The organism is Acinetobacter sp. YH12112 (genome assembly GCF_013418945.1).
Classification (GTDB): Bacteria; Pseudomonadota; Gammaproteobacteria; order Pseudomonadales; family Moraxellaceae; genus Acinetobacter; species Acinetobacter indicus.
In genome coordinates, this window is sequence record NZ_VPBA01000026.1 from 1 (window position 1) to 21,375 (window position 21,375).

Here is a 21,375-nt window from a genome sequence, read left to right on the forward strand (position 1 = left end):
CCCATCATCATTTTTATTTGATAAATAATTTTGAACAACTTCAAGTTTAAACTGTTGAGAATATTTAGCCATAGAAAAGCACCCTTCAAATTGGACTAAGAGTGTCCAACTTTCGGGGTGCAGATCATCATGCGGCTTTTTTATGCAGATTGAGATCTGTTGAGATCAACACGCGGCTTAAGCCAGGAACGTTTTGATCATTTTCACCAGACGTTCAACCAGCTGATCGGCCTGTTCCTGGCTAATGTTCAAGGTTGGCAGTAAACGCACCACGGAGCCGGCGGTCACATTGACAATCAGTTTGTATTCATCACGGGCAATATCCACCAGTTCTGCGCAGGCTTTAGGTAATTCAATCCCGATCATCAGGCCAAAACCACGCACGCTAACATTCTGGTCAGCCAGCTGGTTGCGTAGCTGCTCAACAATATAGCTACCCATTTTTGCGGCATTCTCGACCAGATTTTCTTTCTGGATAATATCAATCACGGTGTAGACCACACGTGACCCCAGGGCAGTACCACTGTAGGTTGAACCATGGTTACCGGCAGTGAGTACACCCACACCGCGACCTTGGGTCATCACTGCACCAATCGGGAAGCCATTGCCCAGGCCTTTGGCAGTGGTTAAGACATCTGGCACAATATTGGTGTGCTGATAGGCAAAATATTTACCGGTACGGCCGTTACCAGTTTGCACTTCATCCAGCATCATCAGCCAGTTGTGCTGGTTACAGATGCGGCGGATATCTTCTAGGTAGTTAAAGCCTTGAGGCGCGGTATTAACACCGCCTTCGCCCTGAATTGGCTCAACCAGAATCGCGACGATGTCCGGATACTGAATGGCGGCTTCTTCAATGGCTTCAACATCACCAAACGGTACACGGATAAAACCTTCTACCAGCGGTGCAAAACCTTCCTGGACTTTTTTATTGCCGGTGGCAGATAGGGTTGCCAGGGTACGGCCGTGGAACGACTGATCGGCGACAATAATTTTCGGATTGGCAATGCCTTGTAAATAACCAAATTTACGTGCAATTTTAATGGCACCTTCATTCGATTCTGCACCACTGTTAGAGAAGAAGACTTCTTCCATACCAGCGACTTCTGCCAGTTTTTGTGCAGCGGCAGTTTGCCAAGGCACTTCAAACAGGTTGCTGGTATGAATCAGGGTCGCGGCCTGATCCGCGATGGCAGCAGCAATTTCCGGATGAGCATGACCTAAACCACAGACTGCAATACCGGTCAGGGCATCCAGATATTCGGTGCCATCTTCAGTGTACAGATAAGCGCCTCGGCCGCGGACAAAGCTGATCGGCTGACGGCCGAAGACGGGCATCAAATGAGACGGTTGATCAGTTTGCACAGGGGCAAGGGTAACGTTGTTCATGACTAACTCTTATCTGTAAGAAAGAAAGGAAAAAACTTATATAAGCAAAATCTGCCCCCGATTGAAAGTGTAAATGTAAATAAAAATGGAAATATTGCTTTAAGCATACTGTTTTGCTGTGTTTTCGGTATAATGCAAAACAGATTAGTTGAGGATTTATCAATGACTGAACAAGCACGCGATACCGAAGCGTTAATTCGTGACCAAATTGCTAAACATGCAGTTCTTCTTTACATGAAAGGCACACCGCAATTCCCACAATGTGGTTTCTCAGCTCGTGCAGTAGAAGCGCTCAGTCAAATTGGTCGTCCATTTGCCTATGTGAATATTCTTGAAAACCAGGATATTCGTGCAACTTTGCCGAAAATTGCCAACTGGCCAACTTTCCCGCAATTGTGGATCAATGGCGAGTTAATTGGCGGTAGCGATATTATGCTGGATATGTTCCAAAAAGGTGAGTTACAGCCTTTGGTTGAACAGTACAGCCCAGCGCCTGAAGCTTAATTCAGTCGTATAAAAAAAGCGCCTTTCGGCGCTTTTTTGCTTTTTTAGACCGGCCATTATGAGCCAGTCTGGTTACGGGCATCTTCTATCGGAATAGCCTCAATTGCTGCTTCAGCCGGTTGATCTTTTTTCTTGGCCTTTTTTTCTTTCTTAGCTTTTTTCTTTTTCTTCGGCTCTTCCTCTTCAATTTCTGCGCCATCTTCAATGGCTTGCCAGTATTCCAGTTGCGCCATCACCATGTCATAAATCGAGCCTTTGCTATAACGGCCTTTTTTGTCCAGTTTTCCGACCGGACGCGCCATCAGAATTTCCAGTGCCTGATCAATCACATCAATGGCATGAATATGGAATTCGCCTTTTTGCACCGCTTCAATCACATCTTTACGCAGCATGAGATGCTGCATGTTTTGACGTGGAATAATCACGCCCTGCTTGCCGGTCAGGCCCTGTAATTTACAGGCATCATAGAAACCTTCAATTTTGGCATTGACGCCGCCAACAGGTTGTACCTGACCCAGCTGGTTCATGGAGCCGGTAATGGCCCAGGACTGATCAATCGGTAACTGGCTGATTGCTGAAATCAGGGCAGACAGTTCCGCAACGGTGGCGCTATCACCATCGACCTGACCATAGCTCTGCTCAAAGGCCAGTGCGGCAGAGAAGTGTAGAATCTGTTCGCGGCCAAAATGGGCTTTCAGGAAGCTGGACATTAACAGCACGCCTTTGGCATGCAGCGAGCCACCCAATTCAACACTGCGTTCAATATCCAGAATATCGCCGCCGCCCTGATAGACCGATGCCGTCAGGCGTGAAGGCAGACCAAACTCGACATCGGCATAATGAATCACGGACAGGGCATTGATCTGACCCAGACGATGACCTTTGGTTTCAATCAGCTGGGTGCCGCGTGACAGGTCTTGCCAGTACAGTTCACGTAAATAGCCTAAGCGATATTTGCGATGATCCAGCGCCATGTTGATATGTTCTTCTGACACCATTTTTTTGCCGGCTTGTACGGCATGATGATGTGATTCCCGAATCAGATCACCCAGCGTTAGCGCATGTAAGGACAACGAGCTTTGGTCCTCGGCCAGACGACTCGAGTCGGTTAACAGCGCGGCCAGGGCAGAGCGGTCAAAGGGCAGCAGTTTATCGGCCTGAACATAATCGGCAATCAGCTGCATATAAGCCTGCTCATTGGTGTCATTACGTTGTAATGTATCGGTGAAGTCGGCACGGATTTTAAAGACGCTGCCCAGCTCCGGTTCGACTTCCAGAATTTCATAATAGATTTCCGGCTCGGCCAGTAGAATGACCTTTAAGGTCAGGGGAATTGATTCCGGTTCAATCGAAATACTGCCGGTTAAAGTCAGCATATGTTCCAGTGAGGACAGTTTTAGCTGGCCCGATTTCAAGGCACGTTTCAGCCCTTGCCAGGCATAAGGCTGTTCCAGTAACTGTTCGGCTTCCAGAATTAAAAAACCGCCATTGGCACGATGTAAGGCACCGGAACGAATTAAGGTAAAGTCGGTGGTGATAGTGCCATTCTGGGTCATCTGTTCGACATGACCGAGCAGGTTGTAATGGGTCGGGAAATCTTCAAAGATTACCGGTGCACCCGAGTTCGGTTTATGCGTGACAACAATATTGGCCTGATAACGCGCTGGCACCCGGCTAAACACTGCCGGAGTGAAGTCATCTTCTTCCTGTTCCAGCACCATTTCAACATTGTTGATAATGTCTTCGGCATAGTATTTCAGATAGTCTTCAAGCCCTTGAACCTCTGAAAATTTATTCAGCAATAAATCAATCCGCGGCATCACCACCTGTTTGGCAATGTCACGATTCAGGACCTGAACCCGATCGCGGGCATCATCTTCCAGATCGCCCAGATGCAGACCCAGACGTTCCAGTTTTTTATCCATATAGCGCATATTGGCGGCAATTTCGGCGCGCTCTTTGCTACTTAAGGCATTGACATCTTCCTGGGTCATTTCCTGCAGCTGGTCATCTTTAAACTGCACCGGAATAAAGCAGTGCTCGTCATTGCGCGAGACCAGTTTTAAATCCAGCATTTCACCTTCTTTGGTCAGTTCAATGAGGGCCTGTTGCTGTTCATCACCGGTTTGCTGGCGAATCTGTTCAATGCGGTTGTGATAGGTTTCGGCGCTAAAACGGCGTTCCAGCTGTTTTAAAATGGTCTGCCAGCTCTGATGCAGCTGGGTCTGGAATTTCGGTGCCTGACCGGCCGGCAGTCGCAGGGCAATGGGCTGACGCGGGTTTTTAAAATTATTGACATACACCCAGTCATTTGGCGTGGCCATGGTTTTGGCATGTTGTTGCAGTAAACGCCGGATCATAGTGCGTTTACCCAGTCCTGCCGTACCGACCGCAAAAATGTTATAGCCCGAATACGGCAAGGCAATGCCGGCTTCTACTGAAGCGCGGGCGCGATCCTGACCCAGAAAATTATTTAAAGGTTTAATCCGTTTGGTGGAGGCCGGAATTTTGTCCAGATCGGGAATATGGGTCAGCTGTTCCGGAGTTAAGCGGGTGTTATTAAGTGTCGTTTGAATTTCGGCTTGTTCGAAGGCTGAGGTAAGAGTTTGTTCTGGTTGTAAAACTAATGTTTGTTGTTCGGTAATTGAAGCAGATAAAGAAGAGGTCATGTGCTCGTGTCTTTGCGTCACTGTGAAATCCAAAACGAAATTATTGCAATAGAGATTTAAGGTATACAGGTTTAATAGAAAATTTCAAGCCAGGCTGCTGCATTTCTCCAGAAAATCACAGGGCGTTTGCATAAATCAGGTTGAAACCAAATCCATTAAACGATTGAATAGCAACATTCAGTTTTTTGACAAAAATAATGTAATGACAACACAATCTACAGGATGGAAATCTGCCTTTACCGCCTTTTTAGATCGGCGTGCGCTGATCATGCTGTTTCTTGGCTTCTCGGCCGGTATTCCCATTCTTCTTATTTTTTCCAGTTTATCGTTATGGTTAGGTGAAGCCGGCATTAGCCGTAATGCTGTAACTTTCTTTAGCTGGGCGGCGCTGGGTTATTCATTTAAGTTTGTCTGGGCACCATTAATTGATGAGTTACCAGTGCCATATTTAACCCAAAAACTGGGCCGGCGCCGGGCCTGGCTTTTAATTGCCCAGGTCCTGATTATATGCGCCATCTGTATTATGGCCTTTTCAGATCCGGCCTTAGGGCAGACGCATCTCTACCAGATGGCGGTGGGTGCGGTGCTGCTCGGTTTTGCTGCGGCCACGCAAGATATTGTGATTGATGCCTATCGTATTGAGCTGGCTGAAACCCAGATGCAAACTGTATTGGCTTCGACCTATAACGCCGGTTATCGTATCGGGATGATTGTAGCTGGTGCGGGCGCTTTATTTCTGGCGGCGTATCTGGGCACGGCTAAAGGCAACTATATTTATGAGGCCTGGAAATACACCTATCTGGTGATGGCGGCGGTGATGCTGATCGGGATGTGTACCACGCTGGTGATTCGTGAGCCGGTGGTGGAGCGTGTCCGTAAAGAATATAAACGCAGCGATTATTATCGACTGGTGGTGGTGTTTTTTGTTGCCGTGATCAGTTTTGTGCTGAGTTATATCTATTCCGGTCAGGCGCTGGATGCGCTGAAAAACCAGCTCAGTATTCAGGATTCCTTCCTGCTGTTTACGCTGGAGGCGATTCGCTTTATTGGCTCGGGTGCGGTGGCTTTACTGGTCGGAACTGTGCTGGTCAAACTGGGTGCAGTCAATAAACAGATGGCTTTTGAAACCTGGGTGCATCCGGTCGCGGATTTCTTTAAGCGCTATGGTTTAAAGCTGGCTTTGGTGTTATTGCTGCTGATCGGGTTTTATCGCGTCTCCGATATTATTGCCGGGGTCATTTCCAATGTGTTCTATCAGGACCTGAATTTCAGCAAAGAACAGATTGCTGAAGCAGTCAAAGTCTACGGGGTAATCTTCTCGCTGGTGGGTGGCTTCCTGGGCGGTTTGCTGGCCCAGAAAATGAATATCATGAAACTGATGTTTCTGGGTGCGGTGCTGGCCAGTTCGACCAACCTGATTTTTATTGGACTGGTCAAATCCGGGCAAAGCCTGAGCGATGTACAGGTGAATGTCGGGGCGCAGCAATACAAGGTACAGGCTGATGAAGCCGGTTACTGGAGCATACAGGTACCGAGCAATGTGCTGGCTCAGGCCAATCAGATTCAGGTACAGGCACAATATGCCAATCAGTCCGATCAGGCACAATTAAGCATGCCGTATTTGCAGCAGACCGGCACAGCCCAAATCCAGTTATTACCGATTACCTCGGATGACCGGATTTCTGCACAGGAAGCCGAGCAAAGTCTGGTGATTCGCGGGCAGCTGAGTGGACTCGATGCTGTACAGCTACAGCAAGAACAGCCGCTGAGTCTGGTTCTGGATGGCAAGGAATATCCGGCCAAGCTGGAAGAGGGTGGCCTGTTTAGTGGCGTGATTGAGGGCCAGCAGTTACAGACAGCGCAAAATAGCACGATTCAGGTGCAGGCCCGATTGCTGGATGGCAGTACGCTCAGTGCCAGCCGCGGTTATCAGCTGGCACCGCAGCATCCGGCGCTGGATATTGATATTCAGGCCCTGACACCGGTGGATATCAACGCTGATGCAGCGGTAGAAGTTCGCGGCAAGGTGATTAAACCGTATAGCAGTTTATGGCTCTATCTGGCAATTATTATTGATAACCTGGCCTCCGGTCTGGCCGGTGCGGCATTTATTGCCTTCCTGTCCAGCTTAACCAGTGTGTCGTTTACCGCTGTACAATATGCGATCTTTAGTTCGCTCATGACCCTCACTCCTAAAATTTTAGGTGGATATTCAGGTACCATAGTCAATAATATCGGTTATCCGAGTTTCTTCCTCATGACCACGCTGCTTGGAATTCCGATTCTGATTCTGGTGGTGTGGGTGGCAAAATTATTGCGTGCTCATGAACACGCTCAAATTCAACAAAAGGACGAATAATATGCGCATGCTGCATACCATGTTACGTGTAGGCAATTTAGAACGGTCATTGCAGTTCTATACTGAAGTACTTGGCATGACTTTACTCCGTAAACGTGACTACGAAGAAGGCCGTTTTACTTTGGCATTTGTCGGCTATGGTGATGAAGACAACCATACCGTGCTGGAACTGACCCATAACTGGGATACAGACAGCTATGAGCTGGGCAATGGCTATGGCCATATTGCCATTGCAGTAGAAGATGCTTACAAAGCCTGTGAAGAAATCAAGGCGCGCGGCGGCAATGTGGTGCGTGAAGCGGGTCCAATGAAAGGCGGCGTGACCGTAATTGCCTTTGTTGAAGATCCGGACGGTTATAAAATCGAACTGATCCAGCAAGATGACAATGCCCGCAATAACTAAGTTGGCGCAGTAGTATAGCGCCACAAAATAGTGAACATTAAGCCAGCAGACTAGCTTTATTGTTCCGGCCCAGTAAGATGGAACTTTACCGTGAGGTAAAACCCGCTGACTGGGCTTTTTTATGTCGATGCAAAAATAAAATCACAGGATGTAGACATGCTAAAACTACTTGCATTGGATCGCTTTACCATATTGTTAATTGTGATGGTGATACTGGCCAGTATCGTGCCGGTGTCTGGACAGGTCGCTGAAGTCTTTGGCGTTATTACCACGGCGGCTATTGCGGTGCTGTTTTTTTTACATGGGGCAAAGCTGTCCAGAGAGGCGGTGGTACAAGGCATCATGCACTGGCAACTGCATACGCTGGTGTTTGCGTTTACCTTCTTGTTATTTCCCGTCTTAGGTCTCATGGCCAAACCCGTATTATTGCCATTGCTGGGGCAGGAGCTGTACTGGGGCTTTCTGTTTATGTGCTTCCTGCCTTCTACGGTGCAGTCTTCTATTGCCTTTACCTCGGTTGCACGCGGCAATGTCGCCAGTGCAGTCTGCAGTGCGTCTTTTTCCAATATTGCCGGCATGTTCATTACTCCGGTTCTGGTCAGCCTGTTTATTTTTGGCCAGTCGCAGCACGACTATGACCCGACCTCATCCATTATTCAGATTACCTTATTGTTATTGGTGCCTTTTATTCTGGGGCAATTGCTGCGGCCGTGGGTCTATCCATTTTTGGTCAAGTTCCCAAGTCTGGTTAAAGGCTTTGATCAGGGTACGATTTTGATGGTGGTTTATGGTGCCTTTAGTGGCGCCGTGGTGGCCGGACTGTGGAATGAAGTCAGTGGCACAACGTTACTGATTTTAACTGTGGCCTGTTCGGTGTTACTGACCATCATCATGCTGCTGGCGCTGTACATCCCGAAATGGCTGGGCTTTAAACGTGAAGACCAGATCGCGATTTTCTTCTGCGGCTCTAAAAAAACCCTGGCCAGTGGTGTACCGATGGCGCAGATTCTGTTTATTGGCCAGCCTTTGGGCATGATTGTGCTGCCAATCATGATTTTCCATCAAATCCAGCTGATGGTCTGCGGCATTATTGCCAATTACTGGTCGAAGCAGCCTGAAATTGAGAGCAAAGAATAATTCGCATATTGGCATAGATTCACGTATAATATGCCCCAACTTGTTGTGCTTAGCTCTGACGGTATCCGTCTCGGTGGGCCAAAAGAATGGTCTGTTGTGGTGTTGGTCTGCAGTTTATCTCGAATAAACAGCTTTTTTCCTCAGTCTTGAGAGTGATCAATTGCGACGACAGCAAAACCTTCTTTAATCTTATGGAGTAATCGACGATGCGCGCCGATATTCACCCAAAATATGAAAAATTAGTTGCTACTTGTTCATGTGGTAACGTGATCGAAACTCGTTCAGCTGTTGGTAAAGACACTCTTTACCTAGACGTATGTTCAGCTTGCCACCCATTCTACACTGGTAAGCAAAAGAACGTTGACACTGGCGGTCGTATCGACAAGTTCAAACAACGTTTTGCTGGTATGTCACGTTCTATCAAACGTGGTTAATACCCAGAATGAAAAAAACGGGCATTTGCCCGTTTTTTTGTGCCTGCGCTTCGGGTGAAAAGTACAAGACCTTATTGGTCTTGTACATCAATGAGATGATCCAGTTTCTTCTGGAAGTAATCACCCTGAATATAACGGGCATCCACATTCCAGGCGTTGGCAAATAGGTTCATATCGTTTAGTTCATGCAGCACCACTTCCACCGGCTTGATTTCGCTAAACTGCTGAATCTGTTCCTGTAACTCCTGAGTGGCGCTATCTTGCATCAGTTTGCTGGTCAGCGATGGATGCAGGGTCACATATTGCACATCCAGCTGTTTTAGAATGGATTCGCTATACATCGACTGGCCGAATTCACGGATGGAAATCTCCGCACCATGCTGATGCAGCAAATGCATCTGCTTTTGGGCATCCATCAGGTTCTGGCTCACATCTTCTTCGGAGAATTGCAGAATTAACGGATAAGCCTGCTGACTGCCGACAATGGTAATCAGTTTGGACACAAATTCCGGGAAAGCGCGGTCTTGTAGCAGCACATGCTTGTTCAGGTTAACAATCAGCTTGGCTTCCGGATATTGGGTAATGAAGTTGTGTAGCTGTTTGCAGGCTTCGACCAGAATCCAGCGATCCAGTTTAATCGAGAGTTCCGGATCTTCAGCCAGATCAACCAGCCCGGTCAGACTTTTCCATTCTGCCTGATGAATAAAGCCGCTGCTGACTTCATAGGTGTATAAATTACTGTCCTGTTTGTCATACAGCTGCTGGTATTTCAGATGAATTTCATTACGATCCAGGCTGTGGCGTAAGGCGCCTAATAGCGATGAGCCAGCGGTCTCCACCACAGGGGCAACTTTTGGCTCGACAATTTCCAGCGACAGATCGGTCATGGATAAATCCAGTCCGAGGCTTTGCTCATCTTTTTGTTGATAAGGCAGTGCGGTTGCAAAGGCACATTCCATCAGCTGTTCAAACTGGCTGCTATCAGCAATTTCACCCTCAAGTACCGCATAGCCCATACGGAAATTCAGTGGATAACTTTGTCCATTAACACTCAATAACTGCGGTTTGCTTAGTGAGCTGAGACCAATCAGTTTGGAATGCAAAATGGTGGTTGATTCTGCCTGGAACAGGCCAATATAGACCGATGAATTGACCTTGAATAAAGGCACATTGGTCTGTTCTTTCAGGAAGGTTTTAATATTGCCGAAATAGTTTTTTAGCGTACCCCAGTCCGATTGCAAGACTTTTTCAGGGCAGGAGGCCAGGGCAAATACCACCAGCGCATTAATTTTGGATGGCTGATTGTTCAGGGTGCGGTTAATCAGCTGATGGGTCGGCTGCTGACCAGCTGTGCTTTCATTGCTGGCCTTGGCTGGTGCTGTAGCAGCTTGCTGAATATCAATGGTCAGCTGCAAGGCATCTTCATCAGTGGCCGGTAAAAATTCCAGCTGTAGCGGATTTTGCGCGGCGACATGACTATTTAAAGAGCTGTAGCTAAAACGGCCTAAATCAAACTGACCTTGCGATACTTTTTTGAAACGCAGTTTAAAATCAGCCAGATCTTCCGGTTGCAACAGGTCAAGCAAAGGCAGACCAATAATTTCATCTTCATTCTGGAAGCCAAACAGCTGCAAATATTCCTGATTGGCCTGCACATGAATGCCTTCCTGAATAATCGCCACCGCCTTGTTGCTGTCTTCCACCAGAGACTGCGCCTGCGTCTGGGCATTTTCCAGCTCTTCTTTGAGCTGGGCATGGGTTTGCTGCAAACGGCTGAAAGAGAGGGCACGAAGCAGACCCAGATAGAAACTGTCACTATCGTTCAGGTTGACCAGATCATAAATGCCTTTGCGGATGAGGGCGCTATATTGGGTGGCATCATAGTCTTCAGGCTGCAATAATACCAGTGGTAAATTCGGCTGTTTTGAGGCGCGAATCAGGGTTAGGGCCTGATCAATTTTCAGGTCGTAGGCGCGGCCAAAAATCACCACATCCCAGGTTAAATTCAGCTGTTTTTCAAAGTTTTGTAAATCATCGAGCAGGGTGGCCTGCACGGTATGTTCCTGTGCATTTAGCTGTTCGCAAATCTGATTAAAACGGATTTGGTTATCATCGATAATGAGTAAACGTGTTTCGGTACGTTTAAATTTTTTAGATAGTAAAGGATTTCTCACTTCAACGCTTCCCATAAATCTTGATTCTTAACGTCATTCATCTGCTTGTGAATAAAGGCATCGACTGTGGCTTGCTGCTGGTCATTTAACAGTTCAAAGTCAAAACGCATAAAGCTTTGAGTAATGAGTAACGGTTTAATTAAAAAGACTTTAATGTCTTCATCCCCTAAACGCAGCTGTACAGTCTGCTTGTCTCTTAATAATTGAATCCCCGGTAAAATAAGATGAGTGCTGACTTCATTCAGCTGTGAGCTTTGCATGAGCAGGGCAGGATGATAATGCCCGCTATGCCGGTCAGATTTCACATAGACGGCACATGGAATAATGTCCTGCGCCAGTACTTCAAGGCCCAGTTCCAGGGTTTTGTCAGTCGACTGTTTAATCCAGCGAATCACGCCGCCACGCCACGGACTTTGCGGATTTTCCTGCACCAGAATAAATTCACCGGTTTTAAGGTTTTTCGGCGTTTCACCCTCCCATTTAATCCGGTAACCATTCACACTGATATCCAGCACTTCCGCACCGTAAATCTGTTTGGCTTCACGGTCCAGACTCTGGATTTTACTGATGTCGGCAGTGGCATGACTGTGCATCTGGTTGATGAACTGGCTTTCACTCTGGAACTGGTAATTTTCACCCAGTTGTAGGGTTTCCTGAAAATTCTTGCCTTTAGATAAATAGAAGTGTGCCACGCTTAAGCCAAAACAGATTTTGACCCGAGCCGAATATTCATAACGCTCATGACGACGCTCAGGATTATGAGTGAGCAGGGTATGAATATGAAAATGCAGGGCAGGAGTTAAAAACAGCTTTTCATTGCGGGAGAAATGTTCGGCCTTACGTCCCTGATTTTCACTGATATGATCCAGTAGCGCCTGCGTTGAAATAAAAATACCCGGCTCAAAATCACCCGATTGATGCGAGTTATAAATTGGCGGATAGTCTTTATTGGTATCGACAATATAGCGTGACAGGGTGGTTTCTTTGGGCAAAATCTGAATCAGCTTGACCCAGTCAAAACTGCAGAGATACAGCCCCTGAATTTCGGCTGGACGAATCTGATGGGTATTGAAAATATCCAGCAGGATTAATTGCACATAGGCCTGACTGATATTTTGTAGCTGATGCTGGGTGCCTTGCAGATGGTTAATATTGTTCTGATGAAAATTGTGCTGCAGGGCGCAGTTAAACAGTTGATGCGCAGTGAGCCATTGCCCGGAAAATGGCGAGCTATATAGCATCTGTTGCTGATACAGCAATAAGGTCAGTTGTTGCAGCGCATAATAGGTGGCGACGGTACGCGCAGTCTGCAGGTTCTTTTTCAGGTTAAAGGCAAAAATGGAAAACTTCTGCTGGGCCAGCTGGCGGTGACTGCGGCGCGCGATTTCAATATAGACTTTGGCAAAATGACTACGTAACAACAGCGCCAGCTCGATAATATGCTCATTGCGGTCGCTGCTAATCAGACCCTGGTTAAAAAAGTGTTTTTCCAGGCTGGTCAAGACATTTTCCAGCGTCGGGTGAATGGCCTGAATCAGGTCAAAGCGCAAGGTTTCCTGACATTTGAGTTCAGAAATTTCCAGTAAGGCTTTGAATAAGGCTTTTGACGAGTCCCCAAGCTGTAAAATGGATAAGTCAGCTGCCCACTCCTGAATACTTTTGACAGAATTCTGGCAAAAACTGAGCTGTTCCAATTTCAGCTCAGTGGCAACCTGAAAAATATCTGAATGATTCATAGTCATCGTTGTTATTTAACTCAAATTCAAGCAGTTGAAACCCCAAAAAGCGGTGTTTTATTCTTTTCGCCCGCAATTTCCCTAACGAGTTTAGGAACCAGATAACCCGGCAAGTTCGCTAAAACCTCTTTATAAATAAGATCGATGTCCTGTGGCATCAGATCGAAATGATGTGCACCTTTCACTTTATCTAATACATGCAAGTAATACGGCATCACCCCAGCATCGAACAGGCGATAACTTAAATCGACCAGAACCTGAGCAGAATCATTCACCCCACGAAGTAAAACTGCCTGATTCAGGACGGTAATATGATGTTTCACCAGTGTATTTAATGTACGGCAAGTGAAGTCATCCAGTTCTGATGCATGATTTGAGTGTACCACCAGAATAATCCGTAGCCTACTGTTTTTTAATATGGAAATCAGCGCTTCATCGACACGGTTGGGGATTACAATCGGAACGCGTGAATGAATTCTCAAAAATTTAATCTGCGGCAGCGATTCCAGACGTTCGATCCAGCTCTGTAAACGTCGATTGGTTAACGTTAATGGATCGCCGCCACTTAAAATCACTTCGTTAATGTCGGGCTGAGATTCAATATATTGCTTGATGTTTAGCCAATCTTCATTTTTAGGCAGGTTGTCCTGATAGGGAAAATGGCGGCGGAAACAGTAGCGGCAATGTACTGCACAAGCCCCGGTCAGGGTCAGTAGAAAACGCGACTTATATTTGTGCAGGACACCCGGTTGCTGATTGGCCTGTTCTTCACCTAAGGGATCGGTGACAAATTCAGGATGATCTTCCAGTTCCAGATGATGTGGCAAGACCTGTAACAGCAGCGGATCAAAGGGATCGGCGACTTTCATTTTTCCGACGAATGCACGCGGCACACGTAATTTAAACTGTTCAGATGCCAGAATTGCGCCGGAGAGTAACTGTTCAGGCGACAGTTGCAGAAGATTCAGCAACTCCTGAGGATCGGTAATTAAATCACTGAGCTGTGATTGCCAGTTTTGCTGTTGATACAAATAGTTTGTCATGCCGGAAAAAGAATCATGGAAGTGGGAGGGCAAGGCCTAATCGTGCTAGTTTAACAGTTTGCAGGCGCTGGGAATGTGCTTTGTGTGCGAAAAATCAGGACATCCGGGCCAAGCGGAGTCTAGAACGAGCTGCGCTGATTTTAAGCATCTGCCAGTTGGGAATAAAGCCGGTAGATGGATATCTGCTTGTAACTTAGGCAGCAGCGGCCGGTTAAACAAGAATTTTTCATTGCGGCAAGGTATATTGGTCATTTAGAATACGTCACATAAAATGAATGTGCATGTGGCAACTAATGTTCGTGTCAGACTTGCTAAATGACATCGCAACAGCCCGTAGCATCGATAGCTTAAAGTTAGTAAGTTTGGAGTGTGCCAGTCATGGCCAATTATTCTACGAATGAATTCAAGTCAGGCCTTAAGGTTATGCTTGATGGTAACCCATGTTCAATCATGGAAAACGAATACGTAAAACCAGGTAAAGGTCAGGCCTTCAACCGTGTGAAATTACGTAACCTTAAAACAGGTAAAGTATTAGAAAAAACTTTTAAATCTGGTGATTCTCTAGAAGCTGCAGACATCGTAGAAGTAGAAATGGAATATTTGTACAACGATGGCGAAATGTGGAACTTCATGGATCCTGTAACATTTGAACAGATCGCAGCTGATAAAACAGCTATGGGCGATGCTGCAAAATGGTTAAAAGACGATTCTAATGAAAAATGTACCATTATGTTGTTCAACGGCGTGCCTTTAAACGTCAGCGCTCCGAACTTCGTGGTATTAAAAATTGTTGAAACTGATCCAGGTGTACGTGGTGATACTTCTGGCGGTGGCGGTAAGCCAGCGAAACTTGAAACAGGTGCTGTGGTACGTGTTCCATTATTCGTTCAGCAAGAAGAAAGCGTTCGTGTAGATACTCGTACTGGTGAATATTTAGAACGTGCATAATGGTGTAAAAATATACTATTATCGAAGGGATGATGATCAATCATCCCTTTTTTTATGCCAAAGTCTTAGAGGAAAAGCAAAAGAACAGGCGTAAAGTCGCAAGGGAAAACAGCAGTACCTCGAACAACAACAATCACGCTGATTTGTATGCATCGAAAATATGAGGGATTGAATGGAAACATTACCAACGAAGTCGAGCCTAACTTCGAAAATTATCTGGCTGCTCGTCGCTATTGTGGGTGCAGTGTCTTTCGGGATTCTGGCACTCAGCCGTGGTGAGCATGTAAACGCAGTCTGGCTGGTCCTCGCCGCCGCCTGTGTCTATAGCATTGCTTACCGCTTCTACAGTTTATTTATTGCCAATAAAGTCTTTGAACTCAATGCTAGGCGTTTAACTCCCGCGCATCGCCTGGCCGACGGTTTAGATTATGTTCCGACCAATAAAAGTGTCTTGTTCGGCCATCACTTTGCTGCAATTGCCGGTGCCGGACCGCTGGTTGGTCCTATTCTGGCAGCACAAATGGGTTATTTACCGGGCACCATCTGGCTGCTGGTCGGGGTGGTGCTGGCCGGTGCGGTACAGGATTTCCTGGTGTTGTTTATTTCGACCCGTCGTGATGGCCGTTCACTGGGTGAAATGGCCAAGCAGGAACTGGGCAGCTTTGCCGGTATTATCGTGATGCTGGGTGCACTTGGGGTGATGATTATCATCCTGGCGGTACTGGCGCTGGTGGTGGTGAAAGCCCTGACCAACAGTCCGTGGGGTGTATTCAGTATTGCCGCCACCATTCCGATTGCCATTTTCATGGGCATTTACATGCGTTTTATCCGTCCGGGTAAAATTGCAGAAGTGTCGATTATCGGTTTTGTGCTGATGATGTTCGGTATTATCTACGGTGAAAATATTGCACAGCATCCGTACTGGGGGCCGTTCTTTACCTTATCGGGGACTGAACTGACCTGGGCATTGATCATTTACGGTTTTATTGCGTCGGTTTTACCAGTGTGGCTGTTACTGGCACCGCGTGATTATCTGTCGACTTTCTTGAAAATTGGTGTCATTGCAGGCTTGGCCATTGGTATTTTATTTGCCATGCCGGAAATGAAACTGCCAGCAGTCACCAAGTTTGTGGATGGTACTGGTCCGGTATTTGCCGGTTCGCTGTTCCCATTCCTGTTTATTACCATTGCCTGTGGTGCGATTTCCGGTTTCCACGCCCTGGTGTCTTCAGGCACCACGCCAAAACTGGTCAACAACGAACGCGATATCCGTATGATTGGTTATGGCGGCATGTTGATGGAATCTTTCGTGGCGATTATGGCACTCATCTGTGCCGCGGTACTTGATCCGGGCGTGTATTTCGCGATTAACTCGCCAGCAGCTTTATTGGGTACTTCGGTAGATACTGCAGCAGAAGCGGTGCGTAACCTTGGTTTTGTGGTCACGCCTGAAGCCTTGACCTTGCTGGCTCAGGAAGTCGGTGAAAACTCGATTCTGTCCCGTACTGGTGGTGCGCCAACCTTCGCAATTGGTATGGCCCATATCATCACCGAGATTTTCAATAGCCGCGAAATGATGGCGTTCTGGTATCACTTTGCCATTCTGTTTGAAGCATTATTCATTCTGACAGCGGTGGATGCCGGTACCCGTGCCTGCCGTTTTATGGTTCAGGATACCGTGGGTATTGTGATTCCTGCGGTGAAAAAATCACACAACTTCTTTGGTAACTTGCTGGGGACGGCGGTTGCGGTGGCTGGTTGGGGCTTCTTCGTCTATCAGGGCGTGGTCGATCCACTTGGCGGGATTAACAGCTTATGGCCACTGTTTGGTATTGGTAACCAGATTCTGGCTGCGATGGCGCTCATCCTTGGTACTGTCATCCTGTTCAAGATGAAGAAAGAGAAATATGTCTGGGTGACCATCATCCCGACCGTGTTCCTGTTTATCACCTCGATGACTGCTGGCTGGCAGAAGATTTTCCACGAAAATCCGAAGATCGGCTTCCTGGCGCAGGCAGAGCGTTTCAATACCGCGATTGCCAATAATGAAATTCTGGCACCAGCCAAAAGTATTGCGGAAATGCAGACTGTGGCAATGTCGAACCAGATTAATGCGGCATTGTGTGGCTTCTTTATGATTGTGGCGTTTGTGATGCTGTTTGCTGCGATTGGGGTGATTCGCCGCGCCTTGGCCAATCCGGAACCAACCGTGCATGAGGCAGAAGCAATTTACCGCGATCCTGAAGATATTCAGCCGGCCAAGGGCCATTAAGGAGCGAGAAGATGAATCTGAAATTTGCTCGAGCGGGTAAAACGGTGATTTATAAAATCATCAAAATGACCGTGATGTCGCAGAAGGATTTAATCCTGAATCCTAAAAACTGGTCGCGGATTGCCACACTGTGGCAGCGTCTGCAGCAAAGTTTCCGGCTGATGGTCGGGGTGCCTGACTATCAGACCTATCTGGAGCACATGCGGCAGCATCATCCGGATCTGGAAGCGATGGATGCCAAAACCTTTTACCGGCACTGTGTCGATTCACGTTATCCATCTTCTGGAAACCTGAAGAAGTGTCCGTGTTAAAAATCTAGAAATCATCTGATTTCTTTAGAAAAAAAACAAAACGGTGTATGTTAGGGCATACACCGTTTTTATTTGGGGAATGAAGGTGATTTGGGGCATGAAACAGGATGAGAAATCGGAACCAGTACACGATCAGGCGCAGCTCCAGAGCGAGCTGCAGCGCTATGCACCCAAAATCCAGCAGTTCCTTGAACAGGTCAATCAGATTGTTTTAGATAAACAGCAGCAAACCAAACTGGCACTGGTCTGTTTACTGGCTGGCGGCCATGTGCTGTTTGAAGATTTACCCGGCCTGGGCAAAACCACCTTATCCAGCAGTCTGGCGCATTTGGCCGGACTGAAATTTCAGCGGATTCAGTTTACCAATGACATGCTGGCCAGTGATGTAATTGGGGTGAACATGTTTAATCAGAAAGAACATCAGTTTGAGTTTAAGCAGGGCCCGATTTTTACCCAGATTCTGCTGGCCGATGAAATTAACCGCTGTAGCCCGAAAACCCAGAGTGCCTTGCTGGAAGCGATGGAAGAGGGTAACGTCACGGTCGATGGTGTACGTTATGAATTGCCGCAACCATTTTGGGTCATTGCCACCCAGAATCCACTATTTCAGAGCGGAACCTATGCGTTGCCTGAATCGCAGCTGGATCGCTTTTTAATGCGTTTATCACTGGGCTATCCATCGCGCTATGCGGAAAAATTGTTGCTACAGCAATCTTCCCGGCAGAGCCTGATTGCCAGTTTGCAGCATGTGTTTAGTGAAGATGAAATCCTGGAATTGCAGCAGCAGGTGCATCATCTATATGTCAGTGACGCGGTGCAGGATTATATTCTGGATCTGGCTGAAGCCAGCCGTAAAAACCGGCATGGTCTGTCGACGCGCGGAGTACTGGCCCTGAAAAAAGCCGCCCAGGCACATGCGTTAATTGAACAGCGCAGTTTTGTCACTCCGGATGATGTGCAGGCGGTTTTTGTGGCGGTGGTGGCACATCGTATTGGTTTAAGTGAGGGCGAAACCCAGCAGCTGCTGCAACAGGTGCAGGTCAGCTAAGTATGCTCGGGCAGAATTTTTGGCAGCACTGGCTGGAAAAGCGTTTTCAATTTCAGCAGAAAAAACGCCTCACGCAAAAAGATGTGCTGGTATTTATTTATCAGCAGGGTTATTTATATCTGGTGCTTATCCTGATTACCTTTGTGGCCGGCATTAACTATGCCAATAACCTGATTCTGGGCTTCTGCTTTTTAATTAGCGCGATTTTATGCATCAGTTTTTATTTGACCTTTAAACAGCTGCATGGCTTGCAGCTCGAGGTGGTGGCACAGCAGGTCGGGCAGGCCGGGGAAAATGTCCAGCTGCACCTGTTTTTTCAGCAGGATACGCCACAGCTGCGTTATCTGTGGATTCAGGTCGATCAGCAATTGCATAAACTGGCGCTGAGTGAAGCCAAGCAGCAGTATAGCTTAGCTTTTTATACTGCCCAGCGCGGCAAGTTTCATTATCCGGCCATCCAGTTATATTCGGTTTATCCCTTTGGTCTGGTGCGTGCCTGGACCTATCTGTATTTCAATGACTTTGCCTGGATTGCACCGAAAGCGGCACAGCACACCACTGAAAATAAACACAACCGGCACAACGAAGAACCGGATTTAGATGAATTCCGGGAGCTGCGCAGTTATCAGCTGGGAGATTCCTTGCAGGCAGTGTCCTGGAAACAGGTGGCGCGTGGCCAGGGCTTATACGTCAAGGTCTTTGAGCAATATCAGAATCAGCAGCAGCTTGAAATTGACTATGCGCAGATGCCCAGCACATCGCATGAAGAAAAACTCAGCCTGATGATGGGCCTGGTCGAGCAGTGTGAACAGCAGCAGTGTGCCTATGCCCTGTATTTGCCGCAGGCAGAACTGCCGGCCGCTTGTGGCGAGCAGCAATTGCAGCAGGCCAAACAACTGTTGGCGCAGGCATAAAGATGAATTCTAGTATCCGTATCTCGATTCTCTCAAGCCTGGGCCTGCTGTTACTGGCACAGCTGATCTATCTGCCTGTGCTGCTTAGTATAATTTTTATCATCATCCTGATTAGTCTGTATTTCAGTCTGCAGCCCGGTCGTCAGCCGATTGCCAAATACTGGACCTTTAGCCTGATTGCGCTGGCGCTGCTGAGTATTTATTTACAGTACCGTGCCTTTATTGGGGTAGAGGCCGGCGTGGCGGTGTTATCAACCTTTTTATTTGCCAAGGCCCTCGAAACCCGAACTCGGCGCGATGTGATTATCCTGTTCAATTTCGCGCTATTTGTTAGTGCCAGTTCTTTCCTGTTTAGCCAGTCAATCTGGATGGCCTTTATGGTCATTTTAAGCCTGCTGAGTTGCCTGATCGGGCTGTATCGCCTGCAAACCAGCGAATTTGAATATCAGGCCTCGGCTGTACAGGCCTTAAAGCGCGATGCCCGCCATGTGGGGCGTTTTGTGCTGTATGCACTGCCATTTTTTGTCTTGCTGTTTATGTTTTTCCCACGGCTGCCGCCACTGTGGCATATTCCGATTCCGGAAAATAAAGGCATTACCGGAATTAGTGACAGCATGTCGCCGGGCGATATTGCCGAGCTGTCGCAATCTAGCGCCCTGGCCTTTCGGATTATTGGCGATGTGCAGCAACTGCCACCACGGCATGAACTGTATTGGCGGGCGATGGTGCTGGATGAATATGATGGCCAGCGCTGGCGTAGCAGCTTTGTTAACCAGCAGCCGTTAATGCGTAGCGATGTATTGCAGCCGGCGCATGCGCGTAGTTTTGATTATCAATATCTGGCGGCTGACCCGGGCGTGCGTTGGGTGATGGGGCTGGAGAAATCGGTACCGCTGGAGCGCCGTTATTATAGCCAGCAGGATTGGGGCATTGTACCGCGGCGTTTAACCCAGCGGGTCGAGCCGATTCCGTTGCGCTGGATCGGCGATATCCAGGCTCAGACCGTGAGTAATGCTCATCTGAATTTACGCATCAATACTCAATTTCCGGTACAGCAGGATCTGCAAGCACAACAATTGGCCCAGCGTTTATTTTTGCACAGCGGACAGGATCCTGAGCGTTATGTGCAGCAGGTGCTGCGCTGGTATCGGGAAAATGGCTTTGTATATACCTTAACCCCGGGGCGATTGGGGCAGCATCGTGTTGATGAGTTCCTGTTTCAGTCGCGTCAGGGTTTTTGTGAACACTATGCTTCCAGTTTTGTGATGCTGATGCGTTATGTCGGAATTCCGGCACGGGTGGTCACGGGCTATCAGGGCGGAGAGCTGGCCCCGGATGGCAAAAGCTGGGAAGTACGCCAGCTGGATGCGCATGCCTGGACTGAAGTGCTGTTAAATGGTAAATGGCAGCGCTTTGACCCGACAGCAATGATTAGTCCGCAGCGGGTTGAGCAGGGCATGCAAAACCTGATTGCGGAAGATCAGGCGGTATTGGGCGAGCGCGGCAGTGGCTGGACTTATCGGCATTATCATTTAATGAATAAACTGCGTATCTGGAGCGACTATGCCAGCTATCAATGGCAAAGCAAGGTGGTGGGTTATAACGCCGAATCGCAGCGGGGCTGGCTGGCCAAACTGGGGCTGCATTCCAGCTATGCCAATATCCTGATGCTGGTACTGACTATTTTGGGGCTGCTGGGGCTATATATGGCCTGGTTGTATTATCAACATCTTCGCCGGCAGCCAAAACTTGCCCGGCTGTTGCAGACGTTTTCGAAGCCGTTACCGCCTGAATTACAGAAAAAGCCTGCTGAAACCTTTAATATGTGGATGTCTCGTTTGGCGGCTCAGGCTGAGTCACAGCAGCATCATGTGTTTAAGCAGACCGTGCAGTTATATGAGCAGATGCAGTATGCATCTGAGCAGGTTTCTGAGGCAGATTTGAAAAAATTCAAAGCATTGCTGAATTCTTGTGCATCTGCATTGAAAAATCATAGAAAAGGCTTGTCATAAAATTTAAAAGTGAATATGATGC

At 47.6% G+C, this 21,375-nt stretch carries 16 protein-coding genes; 11 read left to right on the forward strand and 5 right to left on the reverse strand.

Translation table 11 applies throughout. The annotated features are described in order from the left end of the window. Positions 1-177: 177 nt before the first annotated feature. Positions 178-1,389 carry an aspartate aminotransferase family protein gene (locus FTU50_RS10425; protein ID WP_168382294.1) on the reverse strand — a complete coding sequence of 404 codons (1,212 nt, stop codon included), beginning with the start codon at positions 1,387-1,389 and terminating at the stop codon, positions 178-180. 162 nt (positions 1,390-1,551) lie between these two features. Between FTU50_RS10425 and grxD the strand changes: the two genes are divergently transcribed. After that, positions 1,552-1,893, forward strand: coding sequence for a Grx4 family monothiol glutaredoxin (grxD, locus tag FTU50_RS10430; protein ID WP_005176812.1), 342 nt, complete (start codon positions 1,552-1,554; stop codon positions 1,891-1,893). A gap of 56 nt (positions 1,894-1,949) precedes the next feature. On the opposite strand, the gene FTU50_RS10435 is transcribed toward grxD, so the two are convergent. Beyond that, positions 1,950-4,562 carry a Lon protease family protein gene (locus FTU50_RS10435; protein ID WP_171526649.1) on the reverse strand — a complete coding sequence of 871 codons (2,613 nt, stop codon included), beginning with the start codon at positions 4,560-4,562 and terminating at the stop codon, positions 1,950-1,952. A gap of 202 nt (positions 4,563-4,764) precedes the next feature. Here FTU50_RS10435 and FTU50_RS10440 point away from each other — a divergent pair, with 202 nt between their 5' ends. From FTU50_RS10440 to rpmE, 4 genes are all read left to right on the forward strand, one after another. Beyond that, complete coding sequence (locus tag FTU50_RS10440; protein WP_180069757.1) at positions 4,765-6,921, forward strand: MFS transporter; 2,157 nt, start codon at positions 4,765-4,767, stop codon at positions 6,919-6,921. Between the two features lies 1 nt (position 6,922). Further along, positions 6,923-7,324, forward strand: coding sequence for a lactoylglutathione lyase (gloA, locus tag FTU50_RS10445; protein WP_005176820.1), 402 nt, complete (start codon positions 6,923-6,925; stop codon positions 7,322-7,324). 156 nt (positions 7,325-7,480) lie between these two features. Continuing rightward, on the forward strand, positions 7,481-8,461 hold the full coding sequence (locus FTU50_RS10450) for a bile acid:sodium symporter family protein (protein ID WP_005176822.1): 981 nt from the start codon (positions 7,481-7,483) through the stop codon (positions 8,459-8,461). 206 nt (positions 8,462-8,667) lie between these two features. Next, positions 8,668-8,895, forward strand: coding sequence for a 50S ribosomal protein L31 (gene rpmE, locus FTU50_RS10455; protein WP_005176824.1), 228 nt, complete (start codon positions 8,668-8,670; stop codon positions 8,893-8,895). Between the two features lie 71 nt (positions 8,896-8,966). Here rpmE and FTU50_RS10460 read toward each other — a convergent pair whose 3' ends face one another. Genes FTU50_RS10460 through epmB form a run of 3 tightly spaced genes read right to left on the reverse strand, consistent with a single transcriptional unit; the run spans position 8,967 to position 13,848 of the window. Beyond that, positions 8,967-11,084, reverse strand: a complete 2,118-nt coding sequence (locus tag FTU50_RS10460) for an EAL domain-containing protein (protein WP_104487436.1) — start codon at positions 11,082-11,084, stop codon at positions 8,967-8,969. Further along, positions 11,066-12,811 (reverse strand): GTPase, encoded by a 1,746-nt coding sequence (locus FTU50_RS10465; RefSeq protein ID WP_075174779.1) that lies wholly within the window; start codon positions 12,809-12,811, stop codon positions 11,066-11,068. The genes FTU50_RS10460 and FTU50_RS10465 overlap by 19 nt, the downstream gene beginning before the upstream one ends. Positions 12,812-12,831: 20 nt before the next feature. Beyond that, the gene (epmB, locus tag FTU50_RS10470) at positions 12,832-13,848 is read right to left on the reverse strand and encodes an EF-P beta-lysylation protein EpmB (RefSeq protein ID WP_075166650.1); all 1,017 of its coding nucleotides are present in this window, start codon (positions 13,846-13,848) and stop codon (positions 12,832-12,834) included. 378 nt (positions 13,849-14,226) lie between these two features. On the opposite strand from epmB, the gene efp reads away from it, so the two are divergent. The 6 genes from efp (at position 14,227) to FTU50_RS10500 (ending at position 21,353) form a co-directional block, all read left to right on the forward strand. Then, positions 14,227-14,796, forward strand: a complete 570-nt coding sequence (gene efp / locus FTU50_RS10475) for an elongation factor P (protein WP_104472972.1) — start codon at positions 14,227-14,229, stop codon at positions 14,794-14,796. A 172-nt stretch (positions 14,797-14,968) separates the two neighbouring features. Beyond that, the gene (locus FTU50_RS10480; protein ID WP_180069760.1) at positions 14,969-17,068 is read left to right on the forward strand and encodes a carbon starvation CstA family protein; all 2,100 of its coding nucleotides are present in this window, start codon (positions 14,969-14,971) and stop codon (positions 17,066-17,068) included. Positions 17,069-17,079: 11 nt separating this feature from the next. Next, the gene (locus FTU50_RS10485; RefSeq protein WP_005176838.1) at positions 17,080-17,379 is read left to right on the forward strand and encodes a YbdD/YjiX family protein; all 300 of its coding nucleotides are present in this window, start codon (positions 17,080-17,082) and stop codon (positions 17,377-17,379) included. 97 nt (positions 17,380-17,476) lie between these two features. Next, on the forward strand, positions 17,477-18,427 hold the full coding sequence (locus FTU50_RS10490) for a MoxR family ATPase (protein WP_180069762.1): 951 nt from the start codon (positions 17,477-17,479) through the stop codon (positions 18,425-18,427). Between the two features lie 2 nt (positions 18,428-18,429). Next, entirely contained in the window at positions 18,430-19,341 is a 912-nt protein-coding gene (locus FTU50_RS10495) for a DUF58 domain-containing protein (protein ID WP_075174776.1), read from the forward strand. Between the two features lie 2 nt (positions 19,342-19,343). Continuing rightward, entirely contained in the window at positions 19,344-21,353 is a 2,010-nt protein-coding gene (locus FTU50_RS10500; protein ID WP_104469889.1) for a DUF3488 and transglutaminase-like domain-containing protein, read from the forward strand. The last annotated feature ends 22 nt before the right edge of the window (positions 21,354-21,375 follow it).